Here is a 24,262-nt window from a genome sequence, read left to right as displayed (position 1 = left end):
TAGGGGCAATGTCTGATCCTGAATGAATAGATTAATTAACGAAAGAGCTAGTTTACGTAGATTGGAGTGAGTTCTATGAGTAGCAAAGTGATGACAATGCAGGAAGCAGTGAGTAAATATATCCACGATGGAGATCACATTGCGCTAGGCGGATTCGTAACTAACAAAAAACCGTATGCAGCAGTGCATGAGATTATAAGACAGGGAATTAAAAATCTGTATCTAGAGGGCGGGCCTGGTGGAGGAGATACTGACATGCTTATCGGAGCAGGTTGTGTCAAGGTGCTTTTTAATTCCTATATGGCCAATTCAGGTTTTACCCAAGTGAGTCGTCGTTTCCGCAAGCATGTAGAGGAAGGTAAGATTCTCTGGGAAGATTACTCCTTGGATGTACAACCAATGATGTACCATGCCGCAGCTTTGGGTTTGCCCTATATCGCTGTCAAAAACATGCTGGGATCGAGCTTAATAGAAGAGTGGGGTATTCCTGAAGAAGTTTATAAGAGCGATTCAAAACTTCCAGCATTCAAATTGAAAGTCGTAGAAAACCCGTTTAATCCCGATGAGAAAGTATGTTTATTGCCCACTCCTAAAATCGATGTCGGAATTATTCATGTTCAACAGGCGGCCCCTGATGGGACCTGTAGAATTGATGGCCCTATCTTCCTCGATACCGATGTGGCCATGGCTGCCACCCATTGTATTGTTACCTGTGAGCAAATCGTGCATCCGGATGAATTGCGCAATGAACCTTGGAGAAATCAGCTGCCAAATGTAATACCCGATGCGGTGGTTGAAGTACCCCATGGTGCCCATCCGAGTCAGTGTACTAATTATTATGACTATGATGCCATGTACCTACGTATGTATGACAAGGTTAGCGCCGATGATGACCTATTTAAAGAATTCCTTGACGAATGGATTCGTGGAACGAAAAACCATCAAGAATATTTGGATAAGCTTGGTGCAAGCCGTTTACTGGGGCTAAAGGTTAAGAATGGATTTAACTATGTACCTGGATTGAAGAGGAGATGATAAGTCGTGGCAGAGTATTCCAGTAGTCAAATGATGGCGGTAGCTATGGCACGCCAAGTAAAAGATGGATCTACCATTATTGTTGGGACAGGGCTACCACTGGTAGCTGCCAGTTTGGCTAAGAACAGTACTGCTCCTAATGTACGCCTTTGCTTTGAAACAGGAATGATCGATGGATGCCCCATTGAGGTACCTACCAGTGTAAGTGATATGAGAATATCCTACAATGCTTCCGCTTTATGGCCTCAATTTCGTTATTTTGGTTTTCAGGCCAATGCATATAAGAAAAAAACAATTGATATAGGGTTCCTCGGTGGTGCACAGATAGATGCATATGGTAACCTCAACTCTACTTGCATCGGAGATTATTGGCATCCTAAGACTAGATTCACAGGTAGTGGCGGAGCTAACGGAATTGCTACAAATTGTAATACGGTCATTATGATGAAGCATCAAAAACGGCGTTTTTGTGAAAAAGTTGATTATTTAACCAGCCCAGGGTGGATAGATGGACCGGATGGTCGTAAGAAGTCAGGTCTGCCAGAAGTCGGACCACAAGCCGTGGTTACAGAGCTAGGAATTATGCGCTTTGACCAAAACACTAAGCTAATGTATTTGGCTGAATATTTCCAGGGAATTACCCCGCAGCAGATTCAAGAAAATACCGGTTTCGAAATGGATTTAAGCAGAGCTGTGGAAGCCGATCCTCCCAGTCAGGAGATCCTGGATATTCTATTGAATAAAGTAGATCCTCAGCGTTTAATGGTTTAAAGGCAGGCCCGTTCTAAAGGTCAAATGACGCATTGATGATGAAATATTATCCTTTAGGAGTTAATCTAATCCAAAATCAATTTGTCATGCACATCAATTTATAACTCTAAAAGCAATTAAATCATAGGGATGTTTATTTAAATACATTTCGAAAGAGATACTTAATCATTTATAAAACTAATAGGGCGAGCTGTTAATAATAGCCCGCTTTATTTTTTATAATATATATTCAAATTCCTATTGGAGGGATGGTAATTAATGGATAGCGAAACGAAAAAATATATAACCGTGATAGTTCTTGCAATATTATTAATAATATTAGTTAGATTTGCTATTCCATTTAAAATAATACGTGTAATTCGCAAAAGTGAATATGTACGTGATAACCTGAATAATAAAAATGTTAGAAATTACATTAGCTTTTTGGGGAAAAGTATGCTTATTAATGCACCCGAGGTAGGGCAAGCGTTGCGTGAAACTCAATTAGTGGTAAATGAGGCCATGCATATAGATGGCAGGTTAAAGTTAGCTCTCTATCAAGTTCTTATGCGTAAACGAATTATGGGTGTACAAGAAATTAACCCTATCTACTTGGATAAGGATGGCAATAGAATATAATTTTAAAAAATGGATCGAGAAATATTCTAGTATTAACCTGCCGATCTCTTGAGCCAAGAACATCAAAGACATAGTGAACCAGAGGTCTCGACAAAAAAATAACCGATTTATTTGAACTCCCTAAGGAGTCACAATAAATCGGATGCCGCCTTTCGCTTTGTCCAGCTTTTTTAACTATGTTTTCTTTATTGCTCGTCCTGATCAGGGAGCGTTTTAAGAATCGATCTGCCGATTTCTTTTCTGCTTCAATCTAATTGATAACAGTAATTCATTAAGTTAACTCTAAATTTTTGGGCACCTGTTCCGAGAATAAACATTTCCCGATCAAATTTTATACTGTTCGCAAAGTTTTTAAGTAACTCTATCTGCTCTGGATCAGACTCTAATGCGTTAATTGTAAGAAGGGATTCTAATGACTGTCTAATCCGCTTTTCCTGACCTTTTTGGAGTGACTCTACTAATGCTTGAAGAGCACCTGATTTATCTTTTGAAAATACTTCCATGCATAACACCTCCCTCTATATGTTATTTATCGCTCATTTCTCAATAATTCTTAGTATTTAATATTTGGATCAAACCTCCTGATCAGTAGCCTTTGAAAAGAATAAAATTACAGGATAGTACATTGAGTGTTCCTTTTCAAAGAACATTTTACCAATTACCTAAAAGCTCCTTTCCTATTATTCTATCCAGAAGTAAGAAAGAAATCAACGAATAATAATTTTAATATTTAGAAATTTTAGTCTATTCAGGTATATAGTTAAGCACTATAGAAAAAAGAACGTTGGATACGCACACTACACTGTGCATGCTTTCCATACGTTCTCTTCAAATAGTATGCCGTTTTCTAACATCTTCAATATTGAACCTTAGTTAAATGATTATGCAGATCAGGCCTCCGCTGCCATCATTAACAATCCGTTGCAAGGTGTCTTGGAGCTTGTTCTGAGCGTTTTCCGGCATCCGATAAAGTTTATTTTGGATGCCTTCACGGACTAAGTCATGCAGTGATTTACCAAAAATATTCGATTCCCAGACTTTCTTGGGATCACTTTCAAACTCATCCAGCATGTACTTCACGAGCTCTTCCGCTTGCTTTTCTGTACCAATCAAAGGCGTAATTTCGGTTGTAACATCTGCTCTTATAATATGCAACGATGGAGCGCTCGCTTTGAGTTTGATTCCATAATGTCCGCCTTGCTTCACTAGTTCAGGCTCATCAAGGAACATTTCTTCTAGTTGTGGTGTAACCACACCATATCCGTTAATTCGAACTTCCTCTATAGCCTGGGACAGTTTATCCCATTCCTTCTTACCTTTACTATAGTCTAAAACTAAACGAAGTAAGGAATGATCGCCTTCAATTTCAATCCCTGTAAGATCTTGCAGGACAGTTTTAAAAAGCCCGTCAACAGCAGTTATTTCTACATTGGCAATACCAGTGCCTAAGTTCATCTCTTTGAGGAGAACATCTTGGGCGTATTGGCAATCAGACAAGGCGTCTAAGGCCTGGTCGATATCTCTCAGACGTCTTACTCCGTCAATTGCTTTGCGGACTGTATCCTCAAAAGCAGCTCTAACTGCATGAGAGGGGTCAAGTTCCTCAACCCATTTTGGAAGGTCAATGTTTACTTCAGCTACAGGGAATTCATAAAGCACTTCTTCCAAAATCTGTGTTATATCTTCTTGGGTCATCTCAAGGCAATTCACCGGAATAACAGGTATTGCATATCTTTCCTCTAAGGAACGGCTTAATTCCAGTGTGTTTTCGGCATAGGGACGAGTCGTATTCAGTACTACCACAAACGGTTTTCCTAGTTGACGAAGCTCAGTAATTACTCGTTCTTCGGCATCTAGATATGCTTCTCTGGGGATATCAGTGATTGATCCATCGGTAGTTATTACAACTCCGATCGTTGCATGATCTGAAATTACTTTACGTGTTCCCATTTCAGCTGCATCTTGGAAAGACATAGGCTCGTCGCTCCATGATGTTTTCATCATGCGCGGCTCTTCGCCGTCTTCTGCATCATACCCCAAAGCACCTTCCACACTGTATCCTACACAGTCAACCAATCGCACATTCATGTGAATCGAGTCCCGTACAACGATTTCCACCGATTCTGATGGAATAAACTTAGGTTCCGTCGTCGTGATTGTTCTTCCAGTCCCGCTTTGAGGAAGCTCATCCTTAGCCCGCTCCCGCTCAAAGGCATCTTGGATGTTGGGCAAGACCAAGAGGTCCATGAATCGTTTGATAAAGGTGGACTTTCCCGTACGGACTGGCCCAACGACACCGAGGTAGATATCGCCTCCTGTTCGTTCTGCGATATCCCTGAAAATGTCTAGTTTTTCCATTGTTAATTTCCCTCCCTTTTGAGTGCTGTCCCAAAATTTGGGGAAGGGCCTCCACCTTATCTCCCCTTCCACCTCCCAGTAACACGTGGATTCCAATAACTGGACTAGCACATTAAGCAGTATAAGTATATTGGCTGTTTGGGGCAAATATGACAATACAACAAAAAACGCAGAAAAGGCCTTTAAACAACCTCTTCTACGTCTATGTTCCTAATCACTAAAATATGTATATTATCTTAACCAGCTCATCTCGACAACTTCTTCAAGTTCGTGACGTTTACCGCGCAACATCAAGTCTGCAACGGCAATTTTCGGATCGGCATTTTCAAATAAAACTTTATAGGCCTGCTCCGTAATCGGCATAGGGATATTTTTCTCAATTCCAAGAAAGTGGGCTATACGAGTCGCTCTTACTCCTTCAACGACCATTCCAACTTCTCTTAGCACAGTTTCTAAAGGCTTGCCTTGACCGAGAGCGACTCCGGCTCGACGATTACGGCTATGAAGACTGGTACAAGTCACAATAAGGTCACCAACACCTGATAATCCGGCAAAGGTCAGCGGATTCCCTCCCAAGGCTACACCTAAACGGGCAATCTCTGCTAATCCTCTGGTCATCAGAGCCGCTTTTGTATTGTCTCCAAACCCTAACCCCTCAGCAATACCTGTGCACAAAGCAATAACATTTTTTAAAGCCCCGCCAAGTTCAACTCCGATAACATCCGGATTGGTATAGACTCTAAACTTGGGAGTCATCATCATGTCTTGAACAGTTTTCGCAGTCTCTACATCAGAGGCAACTACAACAGTCGTCGGCATATCCCTGCCGACCTCTTCAGCGTGGCTGGGACCAGACAAAACAGCCACCGGATTGTTAGGCAACTCCTCAATCAATACTTCGGAGAGGCGGCAATGTGTTCCTTCTTCCATCCCTTTAGCTGTATTGACAACAATACAGCCTCCCCTCAAGTATGGATTTATCAAACGAGCAACTTCTCGAACACTATGAGATGGAACACTCAGAACAACCAGATCTGCGTTTAAAAAAGAGAGATCTGTTGTAGGGAAAATTCCTTGAGGGAGGACAACACCTGGTAAATATCGCTTATTTTCCTGTTGATTTCTCATGTTTTCCATTTCATCTGCATGGCGGCCAACAAGCACAACCTGATGACCGGCCTTCGCCAAAAGAACTGCTAACGCACTTCCCCAACTTCCAGCCCCATAAACTGCAATCTTAGGCATTTACTTCCCCCCGTATCCATAGTTGATATTCGATATTAGAAGTTTGTGGTTCGCTCAAACTCAATCTCAATCTTTTTGTTATTCAAGCTTTCGGGACTTCTTCGGACCTCAGTCTACGCTTATTTCTTATCCCCAAATCGAGGTTCTGTTCCATTCAGAACACGTTGAATATTAGCCCGATGAAGAACTAGTACTGCCAAGACAGCGACCACGGCAAAAACTCGATATTCAAACGGTTCTGGAAGAACAAAAACCATGATTAGAACCGTAAGAGCACCCGTAACCGAACCCATAGAAACATAACGTGTCAACCATACTACCAGTATAAACACGGAGATTGCTATTAATGTGACTTTCCACATCAAAACGGTAATGATTCCGAATCCGGCTGCCACGCCTTTCCCACTGGGCCGAAAGCCAAAAAAGGGATTCCAGCTATGACTTGCCATTGCTAATAATCCGCCGATAATACCTCCCCAGGGCCCAAAAGCCCATAGACCAAGGTAGGCAGACAATGCCCCTTTCATGAAATCCCCTAAGAGCACCATGATTCCCAGTTTCACTCCTAAAAGGCGAAAGGCATTTGTTGTGCCAATATTTCCGCTACCATGCTGACGTACGTCAATCCCTTTAAACAAGCCCGCTAAATAGGCAAAAGGAATGGCACCCAAGCAATACGCCAAGATAAAAATAAGGTAACGTGACATGGCCTACTCCTTCTCTTCATCTTTTTGTCGAATTACAATTCGGATGGGAGTACCCTCAAATCCAAAGTGCTTTCGCATCTGATTCTCCAAATATCGTTTATAGGAAAAGTGCATAAGTTCCGGATCATTAACAAAGAAAACAAAGGTCGGCGGCTTAACTCCCACTTGAGTCAGGTACCTCACCTTTAAGCGTCGTCCCTTATCTGACGGAGGCGGATTAGAATGAATCCATTCTCTCAGTAAGGTGTTCAAAGTCGCAGTAGTCACACGAGTAGAATTTTGCTCGACCACGAAATCCACAAGTTCCAGGATTTTATTAACCCGTTGTCCGGTTTTAGCAGAGATAAACATGGTCGGCGCATATTGCATAAACCCTAATTCTTCTCGTATCGTCTTTTCAAATTTGTTGATCGTCTTTTCATCCTTTTCAACGAGGTCCCATTTGTTGACGACTAGAATAATGGCTTTACCCGCCTCATCTGCATAGCCGGCAATCTTTTTATCTTGCTCCGTAACCCCATCTATGGCATCTATAAGCATTAGGATTGCATCTGAGCGATCAACTGCGCGAAGGGAACGTACTACACTATATTGCTCTGTTAGTTCGTCTATGCGTGATTTACGCCGCATTCCAGCCGTATCGATAAGTATATAATGTTTGCCTTCGTGTTCAAAAGAAGTGTCTATCGCATCCCGAGTGGTTCCCGGAACATTACTGACAATGACGCGCTCTTTTCCCAGCATCATGTTGACCAAAGAGGATTTTCCGACATTTGGACGTCCAATAACAGAAATGCGAATGACGTCCGGATCGTATTCTTCCTCATCATCCTCGGGAAAATTTGAAATTACTAAGTCAAGCAGGTCGCCGGTATTCATGCCATGAACCGCAGAAATCGGAATTGCTTCACCCAACCCCAAACTTAAGAAGTCATATAACTGGCCTTCTGCCTTAGCAAAATCTTCCACTTTATTCGCAGCAAGCAAGATTGGTTTACCCGAGCGACGTAACGTGCGGGCAATTAAATCATCATCTGGCGTAGGAGAAATTTGGGAATCTACAACGAATATCACGACATCCGCTTCCTCCATGGCAATTTCTGCCTGCCTTCTCATCTGTGAAGAAATCGGTGTCCCTTCATCTTTAAATTCGATGCCTCCCGTATCAATTAAAGCAAACTTTCGTCCCAGCCATTCCGCATCGCGATAAAGGCGGTCCCTGGTTACTCCCGGCATATTTTCAACAATAGCTACCAGTCCGCCCGTAATGCGGTTGAACAATGTAGATTTTCCTACATTTGGCCGACCCACTATAGCTACAACAGGTTTACTCAAAGCGTTCCACCTCCAATGAATATCCACTCACATGTTCTAAAAATGCAAGTCCATCGTTCTCAACAATCCTTGCCTTGCCATTAACCTTCTGTTCTAACCATTCCACACTCATATCATCAAGAAAGATATCTTCATCCGCTTTGAGCATTGTACGCGGAATAAGAAACTCTTCCCCTTGCAGATCTCCTAATTGCCGGGCGATATCCCGGGCGGTCAGCAGTCCTGCAGCAGTCACCGATAAGCCAAAAAAATCATTTTGTATCACATGCATCGTCAGTGTTAAGCCACTGATTCGATCCATCAAACGATTAATCCAAAATTCAAAAAGATCATGGACTGCTGTTCCGGTTATAAGGTGCACACAGCGTTTTGAGACCTCATGCGGAAGCAAGCTCCAACCGGCTTCAATCTCTGTGATAAATTTCCGAGCCATACCTACGCCGTTTTCTAATTGTGGAAAGTCATCGTATACTGCTGACTCTGGAAATTCTCTCCCGGCAAGCACATAAAATTCATCTGAAAAGTACACGAGGTGCCGACCTGTCTGGGTAAAGAAGTCCTTCTGCCACTTCTCGGCTTGATCCAGAATTTGACGTGCTTCATCAGCTGAAAAGCCTCGCAACGAGGTAAGCTTTTCACGATAGCGAGTCAATCCCACGGGTACGACTGCAATTGATTGCACCGACGGATAAAGCTCAGCTAACCGTTCAATGGTTTCTTTCAACACGTCCCCATCGTTGTGTTCAGGAATCAAGACAATCTGAGTATGTACTGCGATTCCAGCCTCTGCAAAGCGTTTAAATTGCTCAGGCAGTTTTCCCGCATGGGGATTTTTCATGAGTTTAGTTCGCACTTCTGGGTTCCAAGCATGAACTGAAACATACATCGGAGTCAAATGTAAAGATGTAATTCTGGATAAGTCCTCCTCACTTAAATTCGACAAGGTTATAAAACTTCCTTGAGTAAGGGATAAGCGATAATCATCATCTTTATCATAAAGAGAAGGGCGCATTCCTTTAGGCATCTGAGCTACGAAACAAAAGGAACAATTGTTAACGCATTTTTTCAGACCCTCGGCACTTACTGTCTCAACCTCTAAGCCTAAGAACTCCCCTGGTCCCTTCTCAATATCAAGCTCCCAAAGTTCACCATCTTCCTTTTCGATAAGCAACATGAATTCCTCTTCCGAGATGCCAAATTGAAAGTCAATAATATCATTAAGTTCTTCTTCGTTTACGGCCAGAACGCGATCTCCAACCTTAATTTCCATTTCTTCAGCGATACTCCCTGAATGGACCGCTGCAACTACAAGCCCTTTAGGCAAAACATTTCATCCTCCTGACATTCCAGATCAAGAGCCTATCATCTCAGCCTTAATCGTTTACAAGTATACTACAAGTGAACACGTTCAGCTATAGCTGAGCATCTGAGACTTCTGCTATCGAAGCTTACTCTCCTCCGAGGGTTCATAGGTTCCCGAGCTTTTTGACGGTATTAGATCAGCTTCCGTTCTCCCCAACTCCCTCTCGGTATAATACTGCCACCCTAGAGCTAAGGCTGCCCAAGCAGTAAATAGTCCCACTCCAAAATTCCAAGTAAATTCATTAGGCAAGGCGATATACCTTATAATACCGTCGTAGGTAAAACGGACAAAGGCTTGGTTCAGAAGCGCACTTCCAGTTAAAGCAGCGGCTGTTCCCCAAAAGGACTTAGCACTCAACCATGCTACTAAAACCAACGCAATCGCAAAAAACCACTCTCCATAGGGAAATACTCCTGGTTCATTGACAAAAAACAGAGTCTCTACTCCAACGATTAAACTGGTGAAAAACAGCGGCAAAAGCCAGCGTTCAGCTTGTCGCATTGACCAAACCCAAAATACCAACATAACCGCAAGACGTGCAAAATGCCAGTGCCAAGGCATAGTGACAGCAATGGATATCTCAGCCCATTTTCCTATAAGCCAAGCAATTGTCAACAAGAGAAAAAATCGTCTAGAGGCTTTTTTCTCCGCCCAAGTTAAAAGTGTTAAGAACAGAATTACCCATTCTCCATAAGGAAAAAGCATATTACCCCTCCTAAACCTGCCTTTTCATATTATTCCCGTTTAGAGAGGGTTTACACAGAAATATTAGAGAGGTTCTTTTCAAGTGACCCCTTAGTAACAATTTTTCGGTATCTAGAGAGGTTTAAGATCAGACCAAGTTTTACTAAAGTTATCACGAGAGAGGCCCCGCCATAAGAAATCAGAGGCAACGTAATCCCGGTTACCGGTAACACGCCGGTAACAACTGCCAAGTTGATAGTCGTCTGGATCGCCAAAGAGGATGTTATTCCATAGCCTAATAACCTGCCAAAACGATCAGGGCATTCACTTATAACATGATAAGCCCGAGCATATAAGGATACAAAGAGAAATAATAAGAACATCGTACCTATTAACCCTAATTCTTCGCCAACGATAGCAAAAATGGTGTCTGTATGATTTTCGGGTAAAAAACCATACTTTTGCAAACTTCGTCCTAACCCAACTCCAAACAAGCCCCCTGAACCAAAGGCGATCTCGGCATTTGTAATTTGATATCCTTTATTCATCGCATCTTTCCAAGGGTCTAACCAAACTAAAATCCGTTCCCATTGATACTTCGTATTATAGATGAAATATAGGAGCGGCAGTCCCAGAGTCGGCACCGCCGCAACGAACCAGCTTGTCGGCAGTTCCGTCTGTAAGAGCATCACTGCGCAGGTTAGAGCAATAACCATAGTTGTCCCTAAATCCGGCTGTTTATAAACAAGACCCAAGATAAGGACAGTGGAAGGTATGAGGATGCCTAATGGAATACGCCACTCGCACCCTCTTTGGATTGGATAACGATCAAGGATATGTGCATAAAAAAGAACCATGGCGAGTTTTGCAATTTCTGAAGGTTGGATTGTGATTCCCGCAATTGTGATCCAACGGGCCGAACCGCCAGCTACTTCGCCTGCATCCGTAAAAAGAATTGCAATAAGCAAAGCCATACTAACCATGACCCCAATTCCAGCGAAGCGCCGCAGAATCGAATACGGGATCTTTATAGCTATAATGGCAAAAACAGAACCAACGAGCGTCCACTTCATTTGCTGAGAAAAGTAGTGATATGAGTTCTGAGTTGCATTGAAACCTCGCACCGCCCCAGCACTTAATACCATAATTAAGCCAAAGGCCAAAATTGCCAGTGTAAGATACAATATCGGAAAATCGATAGGCAACTTCGGTTGTCGTTTAGCCATCTGAATCTCCTTCCTTCTAAACTTAATCCAGGTCAGCACAATCTTATATCAACAAAGACACGTTCCTCCGGATATGCCAGTAAAATGACTTCCTGTGTCAAGAAACAGGAAGTCATTTTTTAAAATGCACGGATGCAGTGGCATCTCATACAAAGAGGTTGATACGAGCATCGCCACCGCCTCGAACAAGGATGTTCGAGGATAGAGCATCAACAAGGGATAGCTTGAGGCCGTTTATAGAGATTACCGTAACAGCAAGCGCTAATTAATTAAGAATCTTGGCTTTCTGTTTGAAGTTCTTTTCCTAGGGCATCACCAATCGTAAATGGTTTGATTTCGGATTGTAAATCTAAAGCTTGTTGATCATTTTCCTTAGCAGCGTCTGTGATCCCCTCGCGAATACTCAGACCTATTCGCTTTTCCTCCGGCTTACAGTCCATGACCTTAGCAGACACCATATCCCCAACTTTAACCACATCTTCTACTTTATTAACATGATGATCAGCTAATTGAGAAATATGAACCAACCCATCCACGCCGTCTCCAAGCCCCACAAATGCACCGAAGGGAGTAATACGAACAACTTTGCCATTGACTGTTGACCCAACGGGATAGTTTTTAGCTGCCTGAAGCCAAGGACTTTCTTTAAGTTGTTTTAGCCCTAAGGACACTTTCCCAGCTTGTTGGTCAAGCTTTAAGACTTGGACTTCCACTTCATCTCCAATATTAAGCATGTCCGAAGGATGCTTAATTCGAGTATAGGCTAAGTCAGAAATATGAAGCAGCCCATCAATCCCACCGATGTCAACGAACACACCGAAGTCAGCCATCCGTTTGACCGTCCCGCTCACTACGTCCCCCTCTTTAAGGGATTCAAGCAACTGTGTGCGCTTAACCCCTCGCTCTTCTTCTAGAATTACCTTTTGTGAAAGAACCACTTTACGCTTTGATGGATCATAATCAATCATACGTAAGCGAAGAGTCTGACCCATGAATTGATTGAGGTCTTCGACATATCCCAGTTGAATTTGGGATGCGGGAACAAAACCGCGCAACCCTACATCTACTACTAAACCACCCTTTACCACCTCAACAACTTCTGCCTGAATCTCTTCTTTACTTTCTGCAATTTTCTCTAAGTGATCCTTAGCACCTTCTTCATCCGCTTTTCGTTTAGACAGGACTGTATGACCTTCCTCATTTTCCACACGAATAACCACAGCGCTGATTTGATCTCCAATCGCCACCGCTTCCTCAGGGCGGGTTTTCCTTGCCACTGACAGCTCGCCAAGTGGAATGACTCCCTCACATTTCCATCCAATATCAACAAAAATCTCTTCTCTGGTAATTTTCACCACTGTACCGGTAACCCTCGTGCCGGGATGGAGCTCCGGACAATTATCTATCCAACTCGACATTTCCATTTCTTGCTCATTCATTTCAGACATTTTCTTGAAAACCTCCTCGATTATCCAATCTGGGGTAGAAGCCCCTGCAGTCAAGCCCGCATTATTAGCATCCTCAAACCAAACATTTTCTAATTCATCCGCGGTTTCAATCAGGTATGTTTTTGTGCGTTCTGCACAGATGCTCGCCAGTTTTCGGGTATTAGCGCTATTTCGTCCGCCGACAACCACCATAACATCCACCGCTTCTGCTAATTCTCGGGCAACTTTTTGACGTTCTGCCGTGGCATTACAGATTGTATTATGGACGATCAAATCGCCAGTATGATTTCTAAGTTCAGCGACAATTCCTGCAAAATTTTCTGCCAGTTGCGTTGTTTGAGCTAAAACTGCCAGATGAGGATAAAACGGAAGCTCTTTAGCTTCCTCGACCGTCTGAATAGGTATGGCCTCTTCTCCGGCCCAGCCAAGGATTCCCTGTACCTCAGGATGAAGTTTGTCTCCCATGACAATAACTTGTTGCCCCATCTGAGCTGACTCAGCAGCCAATCGTTGGGCTTTCTGAACAAAGGGACATGTAGCGTCAACCACTTGGACCCCCTTGCTTTCAGCCCCTTGATAAACACTCGGTGCCACACCATGTGACCTTATAATCAAGGCTTGTTGGCTTGTCAGCTCGTCCAAATCCTCAACAACTTGAATACCGCGTTCTGATAAGCGTTTCACAACCTGTTGGTTGTGAATGAGCGGTCCAAGTGATACAGCCTGTGACGTTTCCGCTGTCCGTTCAGCCATTTCAAGGGCGCGCTTTACGCCAAAGCAAAATCCAGCCTTTGTTGCGCGTTTGACTTTCAAACCAAGAACCTCCCTAAAAATCGTAAAGAACTAATTCTCTATTACGCACTAAAAATCCTGCTAAGTGAGGTTAGTTTTAATCCTTACCATCTATTTTGCTTCAGGCAATTCGATCATCGCCTGCATTATCCTCTCGGCAATCCATTCTCGACGGTTTTCCACTCCTTCCGGAACCTTCAACATCTGAGCACTCAACGGTTTCCCTATAACAACAGTAATTTTTCCCCAGTCTTTTGTAAACATTTGGCGAGTTCCGCTCACCTTTACAGGGACAACAGACGCTTGGCTTTTTTCCATTAAAAGAACCATTCCCGGCATACCCTTCTGAATCTCTCCAGTCTTTGATCGTGTTCCTTCCGGAAACAGTCCTAATACGCCTCCTCCTTTTAAGATTTTCAAAGATTGACGAATGGCATTCATATCCCCTTGCCCTCTTTTTACAGGAAATGCACCCAGCTTAGAGAAAATAGTCCCTAAAATAGGTATGGAAAATAACTCCTCTTTAGCCATAAAGGAGGCCTGACGAGGAATACTGCAGGCAGCAACAACAGGATCCCACATACTAACATGGTTAATTGCCAAAATAACGGGGCCTTCCTTAGGCATATTGTCCGCACCTTGCACTTTCCATCCCATTAACCGAAATTGCAGTCGAAACATCCTCTTGGCAAAACTATATAACGTCATTGCTCAACCCCCCCTGCACCAACGCTAGAATCTTTGAAACTAACTCTTCTATACTTAACCCCGTCGTATCAAGGATGATCGCATCCTTGGCGGGCTTTAGCGGAGAAATTTCTCGCTCTGTATCAAGGCGGTCACGTTCAGCCATATCTACGGCAACCTCTTGGTACGTCACATCTTTTCCCCCCTTTTGGAGTTCCATCCACCGACGCCTTGCCCTCTCTTCAGGAGTTGCTGTTAAAAAAAGTTTAAAATCCGCATCCGGCAAAACATAAGTACCAATATCACGACCATCCATAACTACGCCACCGCGTTCAGCTTCTATACGTTGAAGTTCCACTAAACGTTCTCTAACCCCAGGATAGGCTGCCACGATAGAAACAGCACGTGATACTTCGGGGCAACGAATTTCCTGAGTAACATCCTCTCCGTCACACCAAACAATCCTTTTATCCGAATGATCAAAAACAACCACTGTACTTTTAGCAATTCGGCTTACCATAAATTCATCATCTATTGAGGCTCTGTTTTTAAGGGCTTTATAAGCAATTACTCGATACATCGCCCCTGTATCTACATAAAAAAGTCCCAATTGTTTAGCTGCGATCTTGGCAATAGTACTTTTTCCCGCACCGGCAGGGCCATCAATCGCAATTTGCAATGCCTGTTGTTGCCTTCTCTTCATCCCGTCTGCTCCTTTTTATTCAATCAATACACTAGCCGCGATTAGGGTAGCAACTATGTTATTTAACGCATGCAGTCCAATCGAAGGATAGAGAGATTTGTATTTATCATAAAGATATACAAGAATCATGCCTAAAACAAAGCGTGGAAGAAATCCATAGGCCTGGAAATGAAGAGCGGAAAAGATCGCGGCACTAATTACCGCTGCCGTCCACTTTCCAAAGTACGCTTGTAAGCTTCCAAAAATAACTCCTCTAAATAGTGTTTCTTCCACAACGGGAGCTAATACACCTGCTAAGAGCAAATTCAGAATCAAGGTATACCATGAGACCTGTCCTAACAGCTTGGAGTATACATCTGTTTCCGGAGGAGTAAAGCCATAGTTAAAAAGAGCTATAGCATAACATATATTTACGACCCAAGTCAGTGCATATAATCCTAAGACCCTAGAGATGATCATACTCACTTGCACCCCCTGCCAACCAAAATCTGCCCAGGTCCAATGACGGGCTTTTTTTAGTGTCCAGATCAAAAGGGCAAATGACACCTGAGTCATAAAAGCATTAAGATACATTAAAACACGTTCATGGGGCCACTGCTCCAGTAACCAGAACGTTCCAAAAGCCAAGGTTATATATATGCCCACGACCCCGCCTAAAACCAAAGCCAGATCTACCCAATTCAATCTTCGACCCCTAGGCGGAAGCTCAATGTTATCTAAATTCAGATCAGTTTTTTCCATTACTCACTCTCCTTCTTCCATTCTAAAGTCGACACATATTTCTCCCGTTTTTTTCCCAGACTAAACTAAAAGGAGGAACTTTTATGAAATCATCGGATATAACCTTACAAATATATCACCATCATCTTAAAATCCCCATAGAATCCTATTTCAATACAGTAACTGATTTTATAGATCCCTGGGATGAGGGTGCTTATCAGTTTGTGGTTCACCAATACCTAGAAAAAGCAAAAGACAATGGTATCGTAGGAATGGTACGACAAGAAAGAGACGAAAATTATGTCTATCTAGACGCTGCAGTCCGGTATCCGCAGGCCATGGACGGCCAAGTGTCCCTGGAGTCCACGGATGGCGGGAAGGGACCGCAGACCATGGACGGTCAAGTGTCCCTGGAGTCCATGGATGGCGGGAAGGGACCGCAGGCCATGGACGACCAAGTGTCCCTGGAGTCCATGGTCTCCAGGGACTTCTGGGGTAATATGTAAATCACCAAATTTATATAAAATCATTTAGCAGTAACTTACCTAAGCCCTCGACACTTGGAACAATAAAATCGGGATTTGCAGCTTGAAGTTCATCGACCGTCCCATACCCATATCCTACAGCGATAACATCTATTTGGTTAGCCCTGGCTCCATGAACATCATATTTACGATCTCCTATCATCACAGTTTTAGACAACGAACTCCCAGGTACCTTTTTCAAAACTTCTTCAATGACCGTTTCTTTCTCTGCAAATCGACCATTTAACTCACTTCCCATAATAACATCAAAATACTCTTCGAGTAAAAAATGTTGAAGAATTTTCTCTGCAAAGACCCTGGGCTTCGATGTCGCCAACAAATGCTTGCAACCCTTTTTCTTTAATTCTAACAATAATTCAGGAATTCCCGGATAAACTATATTTTCATAGAGCCCTATTTCTCGAAAACGCTCCCGATAAATTATGATCGCTTGGTTCAATAAAGTTTCATCCGTGGTTTGAATCAAAGTCTTAAAGCTCTCTTTTAATGGTGGTCCAATGATCCAGTCGAGGTCATCCGCTTCAGGGATAGGATAATCTAACCGACTTAGAGCATATTGAACTGAGCGAGTAATTCCTTTTTTAGAATCTGTCAAAGTTCCATCTAAATCCCACAACAAAATATCGTAACGCATGTACACCCCTCCAACTCTATTTCCCAATATTTCCTCGGATGAATCTAACCAATAGCGGCAATTCTAATCAAAAGGAGGGATTTAAAAATGTTTTTTCATCAAAAACACTATCATACCCATGGGATGTTTTTTTTGCTTAGTCTTATTGTCGCCTTTTTGCTCGGACGAAAATCTGAAAGGTATGGTTTCACGATTGTATCTCGAGGATGTGGCTGCTATGAGGATGTCGACGATGAGATGGATATGATGGACAATCCCACGCCCACCAATACCTATCCTCAATAACTAAATTTGTATTTCTTTATTCCATTTGAAATTTAATCCAGTGTAACACTTCACTGCATCAAGCTAACGGAAACTCCGAGATTGATCTCGGAGTTTTCTACTTACATCATACCAATAAACCGTATTCGGTCAATAACTCTTCTCATGCAAGTTATACTCAAAGGATTTCAACTCAATATCTTAAAATGCAATCAAGAAAAAAATCATTAATTAGACGTTCTGATATCAGACCGTAAATGATGTTCAATGGGCTCAGTCCGGAAAAATTATCTGCGCTATTGGTACGTATGGGAGTCCGCTGTCTAAAACCTCAATCAATTGTAACATGTAACAAGGTGTTTCTTCCAAAGAAACATTGGTAATCTTCATTCGACTATCCCTAACGAGTGCTAAAAACCCACAAAAGTTTTTGTTTCTTCTGTGGGTTTTTAATTCATTTTATCAAATTCCAAGAACATATTCACTTCTATAAGTGGGTGTTCCTTATTTTACTTCATAGAGTCACACACACCGAAGTCTCGATGTTCAGCTTTAGCTAAACGAGTTCACTATCGTCGAAATCAGGACAGTATCGCCATGAATTCATCACCCGTAATGGTTTCCTTATTCATTAAAAAGCGAGCCAGTTCATGCAACTTATCAGTATTCTCTTTTAGAATTGAGATTGCCTTTTCATGGGCAGTTTTAATGATAGCAAGAACCTCCTCATCGATTTTGGCCGCCGTTTGGGAAGAACAAGTAAGGGAAGTATCGCCACCTAGATATGGGTTATTCACTGTTTCTAAAGCCATCATATCAAAGTTTTTACTCATGCCGAACCGTGTAACCATTGACCGCGCAATCTTAGTGGCTTGTTCAATGTCATTGGAAGCCCCGGTTGTAAAGGTACCGAATATCAGTTCTTCCGCTGCTCGGCCTCCTGTAAAGGTGGCAATCTTGTTAAAAGCCTCTTCCTTGTTCATCAGTACTCTCTCGCCTTCCTCCACCTGCATGGTGTAGCCAAGTGCACCCGAGGTTCTTGGAATGATGGTAATCTTATGCACCGGTGCAGAATCAGTTTGCTTCGCTGCTACCAGAGCATGTCCTATTTCGTGATAAGCAATAATCTCTTTTTCCTTGTGAGAGATCACAGCGCCCTTGCGTTCGTAACCCGCAATAACAACTTCAACAGATTCTTCTAAGTCCTCTTGTTTGACACGGGTTCTGCCGTATTTTACTGCGCGCAACGCCCCTTCATTGATGATATTAGCAAGATCAGCGCCCGAAGCACCTGAGGTTGCTCGTGCTATAGCCTTATAGTCAATCGTCTCATCCATCTTAATCGTCTGAGCATGAACCTTTAAAATTGCCTCCCGACCTGCGAGGTCAGGAAGGTCCACTGGGATTCGACGGTCAAATCTGCCTGGACGAAGCAGGGCATTGTCTAAAGTTTCGGGACGATTAGTGGCGGCAAGTATAACGACGCCTTTTTTACCATCAAAGCCGTCCATCTCGGTAAGCAGCTGGTTCAGGGTCTGTTCACGTTCATCGTTTCCTCCGAACCCGCCGTTCCCTCGTTTTTTGCCGATCGTATCAATTTCGTCAATGAAAATAATGCAGGGGGCTTTTTCGTTGGCTTGCTTAAATAGATCTCGCACTTTTGCTGCACCCATACCCACAAACATCTCAACAAACTCTGAACCTGAAATCGAGAAAAAGGGAACCTTTGCTTCTCCGGCGACTGCTTTTGCCAGTAAAGTTTTACCCGTCCCAGGAGGGCCTACAAGCAAAGCTCCCTTGGGCAGATTCGCACCAATTTCAGCATACCTTTTTGGATTGTGAAGAAAATCGACAATCTCAGCAAGCGCTTCTTTCGATTCATTCTGTCCTGCCACATCGGCAAAGGTTTTTCCGGTCTGTGCCTGAACATAGATCTTGGCGTTGCTTTTACCGAAGGTCATAGCATTCATGCCGCCCATCCGTTTTTGCATCTGCCTTGCCAACAATTGCCCAATTCCAATAAACAAAATCAAGGGCAAAATCCATGTTAAAAGAAAATTTATCAACGGGGAATTTTCTTTGGGAATAACCTGAGAAAATTTCACACCTGCATCATGAAGTCTATTGACCAGATCCGGATCATTCATCGCTCCTGTAGCATAGACGATTTCCTCACCCGACTCATTCTTAGCAATAAAACCAATCTGATTATCCTGAATTTCCACTTCAAGCACAGATCCTTTTTCTACTTGTGTTAAAAAGTTGCCATAGTCCACTTGAGTGACCTTTTGCTTCATCAGCTCGGGGAAAACCAAAGCATTCAGTAACAAAAGAATAACCATCGCAACTAAAGAATAATAAATCAAGGGTTTCTTGGGGGGGTTTTTTTCATCCATTATATTCTCACTCCATTGTTTTATCTGGTATAAATTTACTCATTTCCATTAGAAAAGAACTAACTCTTCCCATACATTCGAAGATAGTCTGAAATTCTTCCTTATCCTTGTTTTTTAGAAAAGCCCCGTATTTTTGCTCAAGAACATCCTCAATCTTTTTAATTGTCTCTTCTCCAACTTCAGTAAGCGCCAATTGAACATACCGCTCATCCTCAGGATTTCGAATGCGTCTTAAAAAGCCAGCCTTTTCAAGCTTCTTGAACATGGAAGAAGCATTCCCTCCTGTGATTCCAACGATTGCACCCAAGCTCCCGATCGTGTGAGGGCCTCCTTCCTTGATTTCAACAAGAATGCGCGTCTGCATTATTGTTAAGCCATATTCCTCAACAATAGGCCGGAAAGCGTTTGCCATACACTCCGAGATAGTTCGTAAAAAGTCCCATATTTCATTTTCAAATACCATGCCTTTCATCTTCGGCCTCCACTTATACAATACAATATATTTACAGTATATATAATATAAGTTATACTTTATTTAGTCAATAGTTAAAAACTGGGTCTATTCGCTCTTGGATTAGGTTTTCTTAACATCAACGCACGCCCTGATGCCTTAATTCAGTAAATGCATCAAAAAACCCTGTTGATCTCTGAGTTAGAGAGCGGTATCCTAAGTCGAGAGCATGTTGTTAGAAATTTGAGGTGTGAAGGGTATGAAGAAGTTATTCAAGCTTCTATTCAATAGGATCTTTTTAGTTGGTTTGCCTATCTTGATCCAAATATTTGCTTTAGTGATGTTCGTTTTAAGATTTAGCAGCTACTTTGTTTATTTTTATGCCTTTTGTACATTGCTTAGTGTAGTAGCCGTACTGAGGATATTAAGCGGCAAGACCAATCCCGCCTATAAAATTGCCTGGATTGTTCCTATTATGCTATTCCCGATTTTCGGCGGATTGTTTTACCTGATGTTTGGAAAAAATAAATTAAGCAAGCGATCTAAACGAAAAATGCGTGTGATTCAAGAAAAGATGACTGAACTGCTAGGCCAAAATGAGACAGTTATTAAGGAAATTCAAACTCGCGATTTGAGTGCAGCAAATCAGTCGCGCTATATCGAAAACTATTCCTTTTGTCCTGTCTATCAAAACACAATTTCGGAGTATCTTACACCAGGCGAAAGAATGTATAACCGTTTATTAAAGGAACTGCAAAAAGCTGAGCGATATATCTTTTTAGAATACTTCATTATTGAAGAGGGCCTCATGTGGAATTCCATTTTGGATATTCTCGCAGAAAAAGCAAATCAAGGCGTCGATGTCCGAGTGATATATGATGATGTCGGCTGTCTTTTCACACTGCCTTATCGTTATGATAAACAACTTGAAAAAATGGGAATCAAATGCTGTGTGTTTAATCCCTTTATCCCAATTCTGTCGGCGCGCATGAACAACCGTGACCATCGCAAAATTGCAGTTATTGATGGCTATACCGCCTTTACTGGTGGCATAAATCTCGCAGATGAGTATATTAATTCTTATGTGAAACACGGGCACTGGAAAGACTCTGCTATTATCATTCAGGGGGAAGCCGTTTGGAGCTTCACTGTCATGTTTTTATCTCTTTGGAGTCAACAGAAAAAAACAAATGAGGACTATGAGCAATACAGACCTGTCGCCGATCCCGAAAAGGTTTTTGTTTCTGACGGATATGTTCAGCCTTTTGGCGACAGCCCCTTAGATGATGAATCATTAGGAGAAACAGTTTATCTGAATCTTATCAGCACAGCTGAGCGTTACGTATACATCAATTCTCCCTATCTCATTCTCGACAATATGATGATGACCACCCTCTGCTCCGCTGCTAAGCGAAATGTGGATGTCCGAATCATTACTCCACATATCACTGACAAATGGTATGTCCATGCTGTGACCCGTTCAAACTATGATGCCCTTGTGGAAAGCGGGGTAAAAATCTACGAATACACCCCCGGCTTTCTGCATGCTAAAACTCTTACAGTAGATGACAAGTTAGCAGTTGTTGGTACAATAAATTTGGACTACCGCAGTTTATACCTGCATTTCGAGTGTGGTGTCTGGCTCTATCAGACACAAAGTGTTTTAGAAGTTACAGCGGACTTTCTTAAGACCTTGCAACAATGCCAACCCGTCACAGAGGAGGACTGTCTGTCTGTCAAATGGTATAAACGGCTGAGCCGCTCTATTCTTCGTGTTTTCGCACCGCTAATGTAGAAAAAGTTATAACCGTGCTGCAAAACAACAGTACGGTTATAACTTTAGATAGAATTTTCCCCAATTGCTTAGAGAATAACTTTAAGTTACAATAGTAATTTATCCAATCCCCAGAACACGGTCATCCCAAAGAGAATTCCTAAAAAAAGATTTGGAACGAATCTGGAAAAAAGAAATGTCAAAATCCCCGCCCAAAGAAAAGGATTTTTTATTATGACGATTGTTCCGTTAGGTGTCACCAACTCCGGAACAACTAAAGCTGCAAGTAAGGCAATCGGAACAAGCTCTATGAAATCTCGGGCAAAGCCTTTAATATTCTCCCCTTTAAACAGAAGAAATGGCAAAACACGCGAACCATAGGTGACTATAGTCATTAATAAGATGGTTTCCAGCAGTTGGAATGACATGACTACCTTCCCTTCTCTAGTTAGAGCAGCTTAGCTGCTCTTTTGGCTGTTTGATCCGACTCTGTGAGAGCCTTTCCATCCGCGCCACCATGCCCCGATCCCTGCCGCAAGGATCACACTTATAATCAAATAGATTTTTCCAGGAATGAGCAACTTCAAAACAACCGCCAGAACTGCTGCCACAAGATACGTCATATAGTTTTTACGAGTCAGAGACATCGTCGTCAAAATAATAAATAAAGCTAAGAGTGCGAATTGAAAACCAGAGAACTGAACAGGCAGCCACTTCCCAATCAGACCACCTAAAATCGTTAGACTTACCCAAGTGACGAAAGCCCCTGAGTTAATACCCAACATGACTCGCCGACGGTTTTCTTCCCCTTCAACATCCTTCAAAACCTTTGTATTGAGCACGAATGATTCATCTGTGAGTCCTTGGGCTAAACCCAAAGACCACGGAAGTGTCCTTTCTGGGAAAAAAGGAACAACCGATAAGCTCATCAGAAAATGACGAATATTTACAATCAGGGTGGTAACACCAATTATCAAAGGGGTGGCCCCTTGATGGATCATTTCAATGGCAATAAACTGTGAAGCACCTGCGTAGACAAAGAAAGACATCAGTCCGGCTTCCCAAAAGGTTAAGCCGAACTGCGTCGCTAAAATACCAAACGTTATAGCTACTGGGGCATATCCAATGGCAATCGTCAGAGATTGGCTTAAGCCGTAAAGAAATCCCTTTTCAATACTGGGATTAAATTCACTTTCTTTATTAGACATTAAATCATCCAGCTACTTTCTTAATCACTGCCAAAAAGTCAGGGAAGGATACATCAGCGGCAGCCATATCCTCTACACTAACCCCTTCTTTCGACAGCATACCGGCTATGGCCCACGCCATCGCCAAGCGATGATCTCCAAGACTATTCGCTTGTCCACCGTACAATGAAGTCTGACCTTGGATCCTCAAGCCATCCGGCAGTTCCTCTACTTTGGCACCCAAGGCGTTTAATCCCCTAACGACGGTACTTATTCGATCAGTTTCTTTAACTCTTAGTTCTGCAGCATCCCGAATAACAGTTTCCCCTTCAGCCAAGCAAGCGGCTACGGCCAGGATAGGGATTTCATCTATCAGCCGCGGAATCATGTCCCCAGCAATTTCGATCCCTTTAAGTTTCGCAGGGCGAACACGTATGGTAGCTCTAGGCTCACCACAAACTTCTTCGACATTGGACAATTCAATATCCGCACCCATGGCCTTTAATACCTCCAAGATTCCTGTACGAGTAGGATTTATACCGACATCCGGCAGGATGATCTCACCTTGCCCAACTAAACTCCCTAAGACAAGGAAGAAGGCAGCCGATGAAATATCTCCCGGCACAGAAACAGCTTGGCCGGTTAAGCGCCCGCCCCCTTGGACCCTAACTACAGTCTGATCACTCTGAACATTCACACCGAATCCTCTAAGCATACGTTCAGTGTGATCTCTGGAAAGTGCAGGTTCCTCTACGCTTGTTTCTCCGCCTGCTCTTAATCCAGCTAGAAGGATAGCGGATTTGATTTGGGCAGAAGCAACGGGGGTTCTAAAGCTTTGCCCTTGTAACTGACCACCCATCATAGTCAGAGGAGCCAAGTTACCTTCCCTTCGTCCCATAATCCGAGCACCCATCTGTTTAAGAGGGTCTGTGACTCGACGCATGGGCCGTGACCGAAGGGACTCGTCTCCGTTCATTGTGACGGTAAAAGGACTGCCAGCCAGGGCCCCAAGCATTAGTCTCAAAGTCGTCCCCGAGTTACCGGCATCAAGAACGTCTATTGGCTCTTGCCAGGCATCCATGCCCTCACTGCGAATCCAAACTTCTTTCTCCTGTCTTTCCCAGGGAACTCCAAGTTGTTTTAAACACCGAAGCGTACTCAAACAGTCCTGGCCCAAAAGAAAATTGGATATATGGGTTTCTCCATAGGCCATTCCACCAAAAAGTGCCGCCCTATGAGAGATTGACTTATCGCCAGGAACTCTAATTTCACCGTTCAAATCCGTGACAGGTTTAATAAAGACGCCTCGCATAGAAATT

23 protein-coding genes and 1 pseudogene are annotated in these 24,262 nt (G+C 42.9%); 6 read left to right on the top strand and 18 right to left on the bottom strand.

Annotation, left to right across the window (positions count from 1 at the left end):
- Positions 1–75 precede the first annotated feature (75 nt).
- The 3 genes from LJE72_RS16575 to LJE72_RS16565 all read left to right on the top strand — a co-directional run bounded on the left by LJE72_RS16575 (position 76) and on the right by LJE72_RS16565 (position 2,424).
- Positions 76–1,035, top strand: a complete 960-nt coding sequence (locus LJE72_RS16575) for a CoA transferase subunit A (protein ID WP_229248946.1) — start codon at positions 76–78, stop codon at positions 1,033–1,035.
- A 6-nt stretch (positions 1,036–1,041) separates the two neighbouring features.
- A complete protein-coding gene (locus LJE72_RS16570; RefSeq protein ID WP_229248944.1) occupies positions 1,042–1,806 on the top strand; it encodes a CoA-transferase subunit beta in 765 nt (254 codons plus the stop codon).
- A gap of 258 nt (positions 1,807–2,064) precedes the next feature.
- Positions 2,065–2,424: a hypothetical protein gene (locus LJE72_RS16565; protein ID WP_229248942.1), complete on the top strand. Its 360-nt coding sequence runs from the start codon at positions 2,065–2,067 to the stop codon at positions 2,422–2,424.
- Between the two features lie 245 nt (positions 2,425–2,669).
- Here LJE72_RS16565 and LJE72_RS16560 read toward each other — a convergent pair whose 3' ends face one another.
- The 12 genes from LJE72_RS16560 to LJE72_RS16505 all read right to left on the bottom strand — a co-directional run bounded on the left by LJE72_RS16560 (position 2,670) and on the right by LJE72_RS16505 (position 15,713).
- Positions 2,670–2,927: a hypothetical protein gene (locus tag LJE72_RS16560; protein ID WP_229248940.1), complete on the bottom strand. Its 258-nt coding sequence runs from the start codon at positions 2,925–2,927 to the stop codon at positions 2,670–2,672.
- 370 nt (positions 2,928–3,297) lie between these two features.
- Positions 3,298–4,782, bottom strand: a complete 1,485-nt coding sequence (gene spoIVA, locus LJE72_RS16555; RefSeq protein ID WP_229248938.1) for a stage IV sporulation protein A — start codon at positions 4,780–4,782, stop codon at positions 3,298–3,300.
- A gap of 231 nt (positions 4,783–5,013) precedes the next feature.
- Positions 5,014–6,027 (bottom strand): NAD(P)H-dependent glycerol-3-phosphate dehydrogenase, encoded by a 1,014-nt coding sequence (locus tag LJE72_RS16550; RefSeq protein ID WP_229248937.1) that lies wholly within the window; start codon positions 6,025–6,027, stop codon positions 5,014–5,016.
- A gap of 119 nt (positions 6,028–6,146) precedes the next feature.
- Positions 6,147–6,734, bottom strand: a complete 588-nt coding sequence (gene plsY, locus LJE72_RS16545) for a glycerol-3-phosphate 1-O-acyltransferase PlsY (RefSeq protein ID WP_229248936.1) — start codon at positions 6,732–6,734, stop codon at positions 6,147–6,149.
- A gap of 3 nt (positions 6,735–6,737) precedes the next feature.
- Complete coding sequence (gene der, locus LJE72_RS16540; protein WP_229248935.1) at positions 6,738–8,069, bottom strand: ribosome biogenesis GTPase Der; 1,332 nt, start codon at positions 8,067–8,069, stop codon at positions 6,738–6,740.
- Positions 8,062–9,393 carry a DUF512 domain-containing protein gene (locus LJE72_RS16535; RefSeq protein WP_229248934.1) on the bottom strand — a complete coding sequence of 444 codons (1,332 nt, stop codon included), beginning with the start codon at positions 9,391–9,393 and terminating at the stop codon, positions 8,062–8,064. Before LJE72_RS16535 ends, der begins: the two co-directional genes overlap by 8 nt.
- 114 nt (positions 9,394–9,507) lie before the next feature.
- On the bottom strand, positions 9,508–10,137 hold the full coding sequence (locus tag LJE72_RS16530) for a hypothetical protein (RefSeq protein WP_229248933.1): 630 nt from the start codon (positions 10,135–10,137) through the stop codon (positions 9,508–9,510).
- A gap of 50 nt (positions 10,138–10,187) precedes the next feature.
- A complete protein-coding gene (gene ftsW, locus LJE72_RS16525; RefSeq protein WP_229248932.1) occupies positions 10,188–11,342 on the bottom strand; it encodes a putative lipid II flippase FtsW in 1,155 nt (384 codons plus the stop codon).
- A 269-nt stretch (positions 11,343–11,611) separates the two neighbouring features.
- On the bottom strand, positions 11,612–13,603 hold the full coding sequence (locus tag LJE72_RS16520) for a bifunctional 4-hydroxy-3-methylbut-2-enyl diphosphate reductase/30S ribosomal protein S1 (RefSeq protein WP_229248930.1): 1,992 nt from the start codon (positions 13,601–13,603) through the stop codon (positions 11,612–11,614).
- A gap of 90 nt (positions 13,604–13,693) precedes the next feature.
- Entirely contained in the window at positions 13,694–14,290 is a 597-nt protein-coding gene (locus tag LJE72_RS16515; RefSeq protein WP_229248927.1) for a lysophospholipid acyltransferase family protein, read from the bottom strand.
- Positions 14,277–14,972 carry a (d)CMP kinase gene (gene cmk / locus LJE72_RS16510; protein ID WP_229248925.1) on the bottom strand — a complete coding sequence of 232 codons (696 nt, stop codon included), beginning with the start codon at positions 14,970–14,972 and terminating at the stop codon, positions 14,277–14,279. Before cmk ends, LJE72_RS16515 begins: the two co-directional genes overlap by 14 nt.
- 15 nt (positions 14,973–14,987) lie before the next feature.
- On the bottom strand, positions 14,988–15,713 hold the full coding sequence (locus LJE72_RS16505; protein ID WP_229248923.1) for a CPBP family intramembrane glutamic endopeptidase: 726 nt from the start codon (positions 15,711–15,713) through the stop codon (positions 14,988–14,990).
- An 83-nt stretch (positions 15,714–15,796) separates the two neighbouring features.
- On the opposite strand from LJE72_RS16505, the pseudogene LJE72_RS26785 reads away from it, so the two are divergent.
- A pseudogene (locus LJE72_RS26785) lies at positions 15,797–16,024 on the top strand (hypothetical protein); the annotation flags it as partial.
- Between the two features lie 184 nt (positions 16,025–16,208).
- On the opposite strand, the gene LJE72_RS16495 reads toward LJE72_RS26785, so the two are convergent.
- Positions 16,209–16,871: an HAD hydrolase-like protein gene (locus LJE72_RS16495; RefSeq protein WP_229248922.1), complete on the bottom strand. Its 663-nt coding sequence runs from the start codon at positions 16,869–16,871 to the stop codon at positions 16,209–16,211.
- Positions 16,872–16,958: 87 nt separating this feature from the next.
- On the opposite strand from LJE72_RS16495, the gene LJE72_RS16490 reads away from it, so the two are divergent.
- On the top strand, positions 16,959–17,156 hold the full coding sequence (locus LJE72_RS16490; protein ID WP_229248920.1) for a hypothetical protein: 198 nt from the start codon (positions 16,959–16,961) through the stop codon (positions 17,154–17,156).
- Between the two features lie 560 nt (positions 17,157–17,716).
- Here LJE72_RS16490 and ftsH read toward each other — a convergent pair.
- Both ftsH and LJE72_RS16480 read right to left on the bottom strand, forming a co-directional pair.
- Entirely contained in the window at positions 17,717–19,531 is a 1,815-nt protein-coding gene (gene ftsH, locus LJE72_RS16485; protein WP_229248918.1) for an ATP-dependent zinc metalloprotease FtsH, read from the bottom strand.
- Positions 19,532–19,538: 7 nt separating this feature from the next.
- Positions 19,539–20,003, bottom strand: coding sequence for a MarR family winged helix-turn-helix transcriptional regulator (locus tag LJE72_RS16480; RefSeq protein WP_229248916.1), 465 nt, complete (start codon positions 20,001–20,003; stop codon positions 19,539–19,541).
- Positions 20,004–20,241: 238 nt separating this feature from the next.
- Between LJE72_RS16480 and cls the strand changes: the two genes are divergently transcribed.
- Positions 20,242–21,777 (top strand): cardiolipin synthase, encoded by a 1,536-nt coding sequence (gene cls / locus LJE72_RS16475; RefSeq protein ID WP_229248914.1) that lies wholly within the window; start codon positions 20,242–20,244, stop codon positions 21,775–21,777.
- An 86-nt stretch (positions 21,778–21,863) separates the two neighbouring features.
- On the opposite strand, the gene LJE72_RS16470 is transcribed toward cls, so the two are convergent.
- Genes LJE72_RS16470 through aroA form a run of 3 tightly spaced genes read right to left on the bottom strand, consistent with a single transcriptional unit; the run spans position 21,864 to position 24,255 of the window.
- Positions 21,864–22,184 (bottom strand): AzlD domain-containing protein, encoded by a 321-nt coding sequence (locus tag LJE72_RS16470; protein ID WP_229248912.1) that lies wholly within the window; start codon positions 22,182–22,184, stop codon positions 21,864–21,866.
- 30 nt (positions 22,185–22,214) lie between these two features.
- Positions 22,215–22,964, bottom strand: a complete 750-nt coding sequence (locus tag LJE72_RS16465; protein ID WP_229248910.1) for an AzlC family ABC transporter permease — start codon at positions 22,962–22,964, stop codon at positions 22,215–22,217.
- Positions 22,965–22,968: 4 nt separating this feature from the next.
- Positions 22,969–24,255, bottom strand: coding sequence for a 3-phosphoshikimate 1-carboxyvinyltransferase (gene aroA / locus LJE72_RS16460; protein ID WP_229248908.1), 1,287 nt, complete (start codon positions 24,253–24,255; stop codon positions 22,969–22,971).
- Between the last annotated feature and the right edge of the window lie 7 nt (positions 24,256–24,262).

This window comes from Desulfosporosinus shakirovi (genome assembly GCF_020595055.1).
Taxonomy (GTDB): domain Bacteria; phylum Bacillota; class Desulfitobacteriia; order Desulfitobacteriales; family Desulfitobacteriaceae; genus Desulfosporosinus; species Desulfosporosinus shakirovi.
The sequence above is the reverse complement of the archived record's forward strand: the minus strand, read 5'-3'. Positions and strand labels throughout refer to the sequence as shown.

Excerpts from the sequence above, each read along its gene's own strand:
- LJE72_RS16575 (WP_229248946.1), top strand. The coding sequence starts at position 76 with ATGAGTAGCAAAGTGATGACAATGCAGGAAGCAGTGAGTAAATATATC.
- LJE72_RS16565 (WP_229248942.1), top strand. The coding sequence starts at position 2,065 with ATGGATAGCGAAACGAAAAAATATATAACCGTGATAGTTCTTGCAATA.
- LJE72_RS16560 (WP_229248940.1), bottom strand. The coding sequence starts at position 2,927 with ATGGAAGTATTTTCAAAAGATAAATCAGGTGCTCTTCAAGCATTAGTA.
- spoIVA (WP_229248938.1), bottom strand. The coding sequence starts at position 4,782 with ATGGAAAAACTAGACATTTTCAGGGATATCGCAGAACGAACAGGAGGC.
- LJE72_RS16550 (WP_229248937.1), bottom strand. The coding sequence starts at position 6,027 with ATGCCTAAGATTGCAGTTTATGGGGCTGGAAGTTGGGGAAGTGCGTTA.
- plsY (WP_229248936.1), bottom strand. The coding sequence starts at position 6,734 with ATGTCACGTTACCTTATTTTTATCTTGGCGTATTGCTTGGGTGCCATT.
- LJE72_RS16530 (WP_229248933.1), bottom strand. The coding sequence starts at position 10,137 with ATGCTTTTTCCTTATGGAGAATGGGTAATTCTGTTCTTAACACTTTTA.
- ftsW (WP_229248932.1), bottom strand. The coding sequence starts at position 11,342 with ATGGCTAAACGACAACCGAAGTTGCCTATCGATTTTCCGATATTGTAT.
- LJE72_RS16515 (WP_229248927.1), bottom strand. The coding sequence starts at position 14,290 with ATGACGTTATATAGTTTTGCCAAGAGGATGTTTCGACTGCAATTTCGG.
- cmk (WP_229248925.1), bottom strand. The coding sequence starts at position 14,972 with ATGAAGAGAAGGCAACAACAGGCATTGCAAATTGCGATTGATGGCCCT.
- LJE72_RS16505 (WP_229248923.1), bottom strand. The coding sequence starts at position 15,713 with ATGGAAAAAACTGATCTGAATTTAGATAACATTGAGCTTCCGCCTAGG.
- LJE72_RS16495 (WP_229248922.1), bottom strand. The coding sequence starts at position 16,871 with ATGCGTTACGATATTTTGTTGTGGGATTTAGATGGAACTTTGACAGAT.
- LJE72_RS16490 (WP_229248920.1), top strand. The coding sequence starts at position 16,959 with ATGTTTTTTCATCAAAAACACTATCATACCCATGGGATGTTTTTTTTG.
- ftsH (WP_229248918.1), bottom strand. The coding sequence starts at position 19,531 with ATGGATGAAAAAAACCCCCCCAAGAAACCCTTGATTTATTATTCTTTA.
- LJE72_RS16480 (WP_229248916.1), bottom strand. The coding sequence starts at position 20,003 with ATGAAAGGCATGGTATTTGAAAATGAAATATGGGACTTTTTACGAACT.
- cls (WP_229248914.1), top strand. The coding sequence starts at position 20,242 with ATGAAGAAGTTATTCAAGCTTCTATTCAATAGGATCTTTTTAGTTGGT.
- LJE72_RS16470 (WP_229248912.1), bottom strand. The coding sequence starts at position 22,184 with ATGTCATTCCAACTGCTGGAAACCATCTTATTAATGACTATAGTCACC.
- LJE72_RS16465 (WP_229248910.1), bottom strand. The coding sequence starts at position 22,964 with ATGTCTAATAAAGAAAGTGAATTTAATCCCAGTATTGAAAAGGGATTT.
- aroA (WP_229248908.1), bottom strand. The coding sequence starts at position 24,255 with ATGCGAGGCGTCTTTATTAAACCTGTCACGGATTTGAACGGTGAAATT.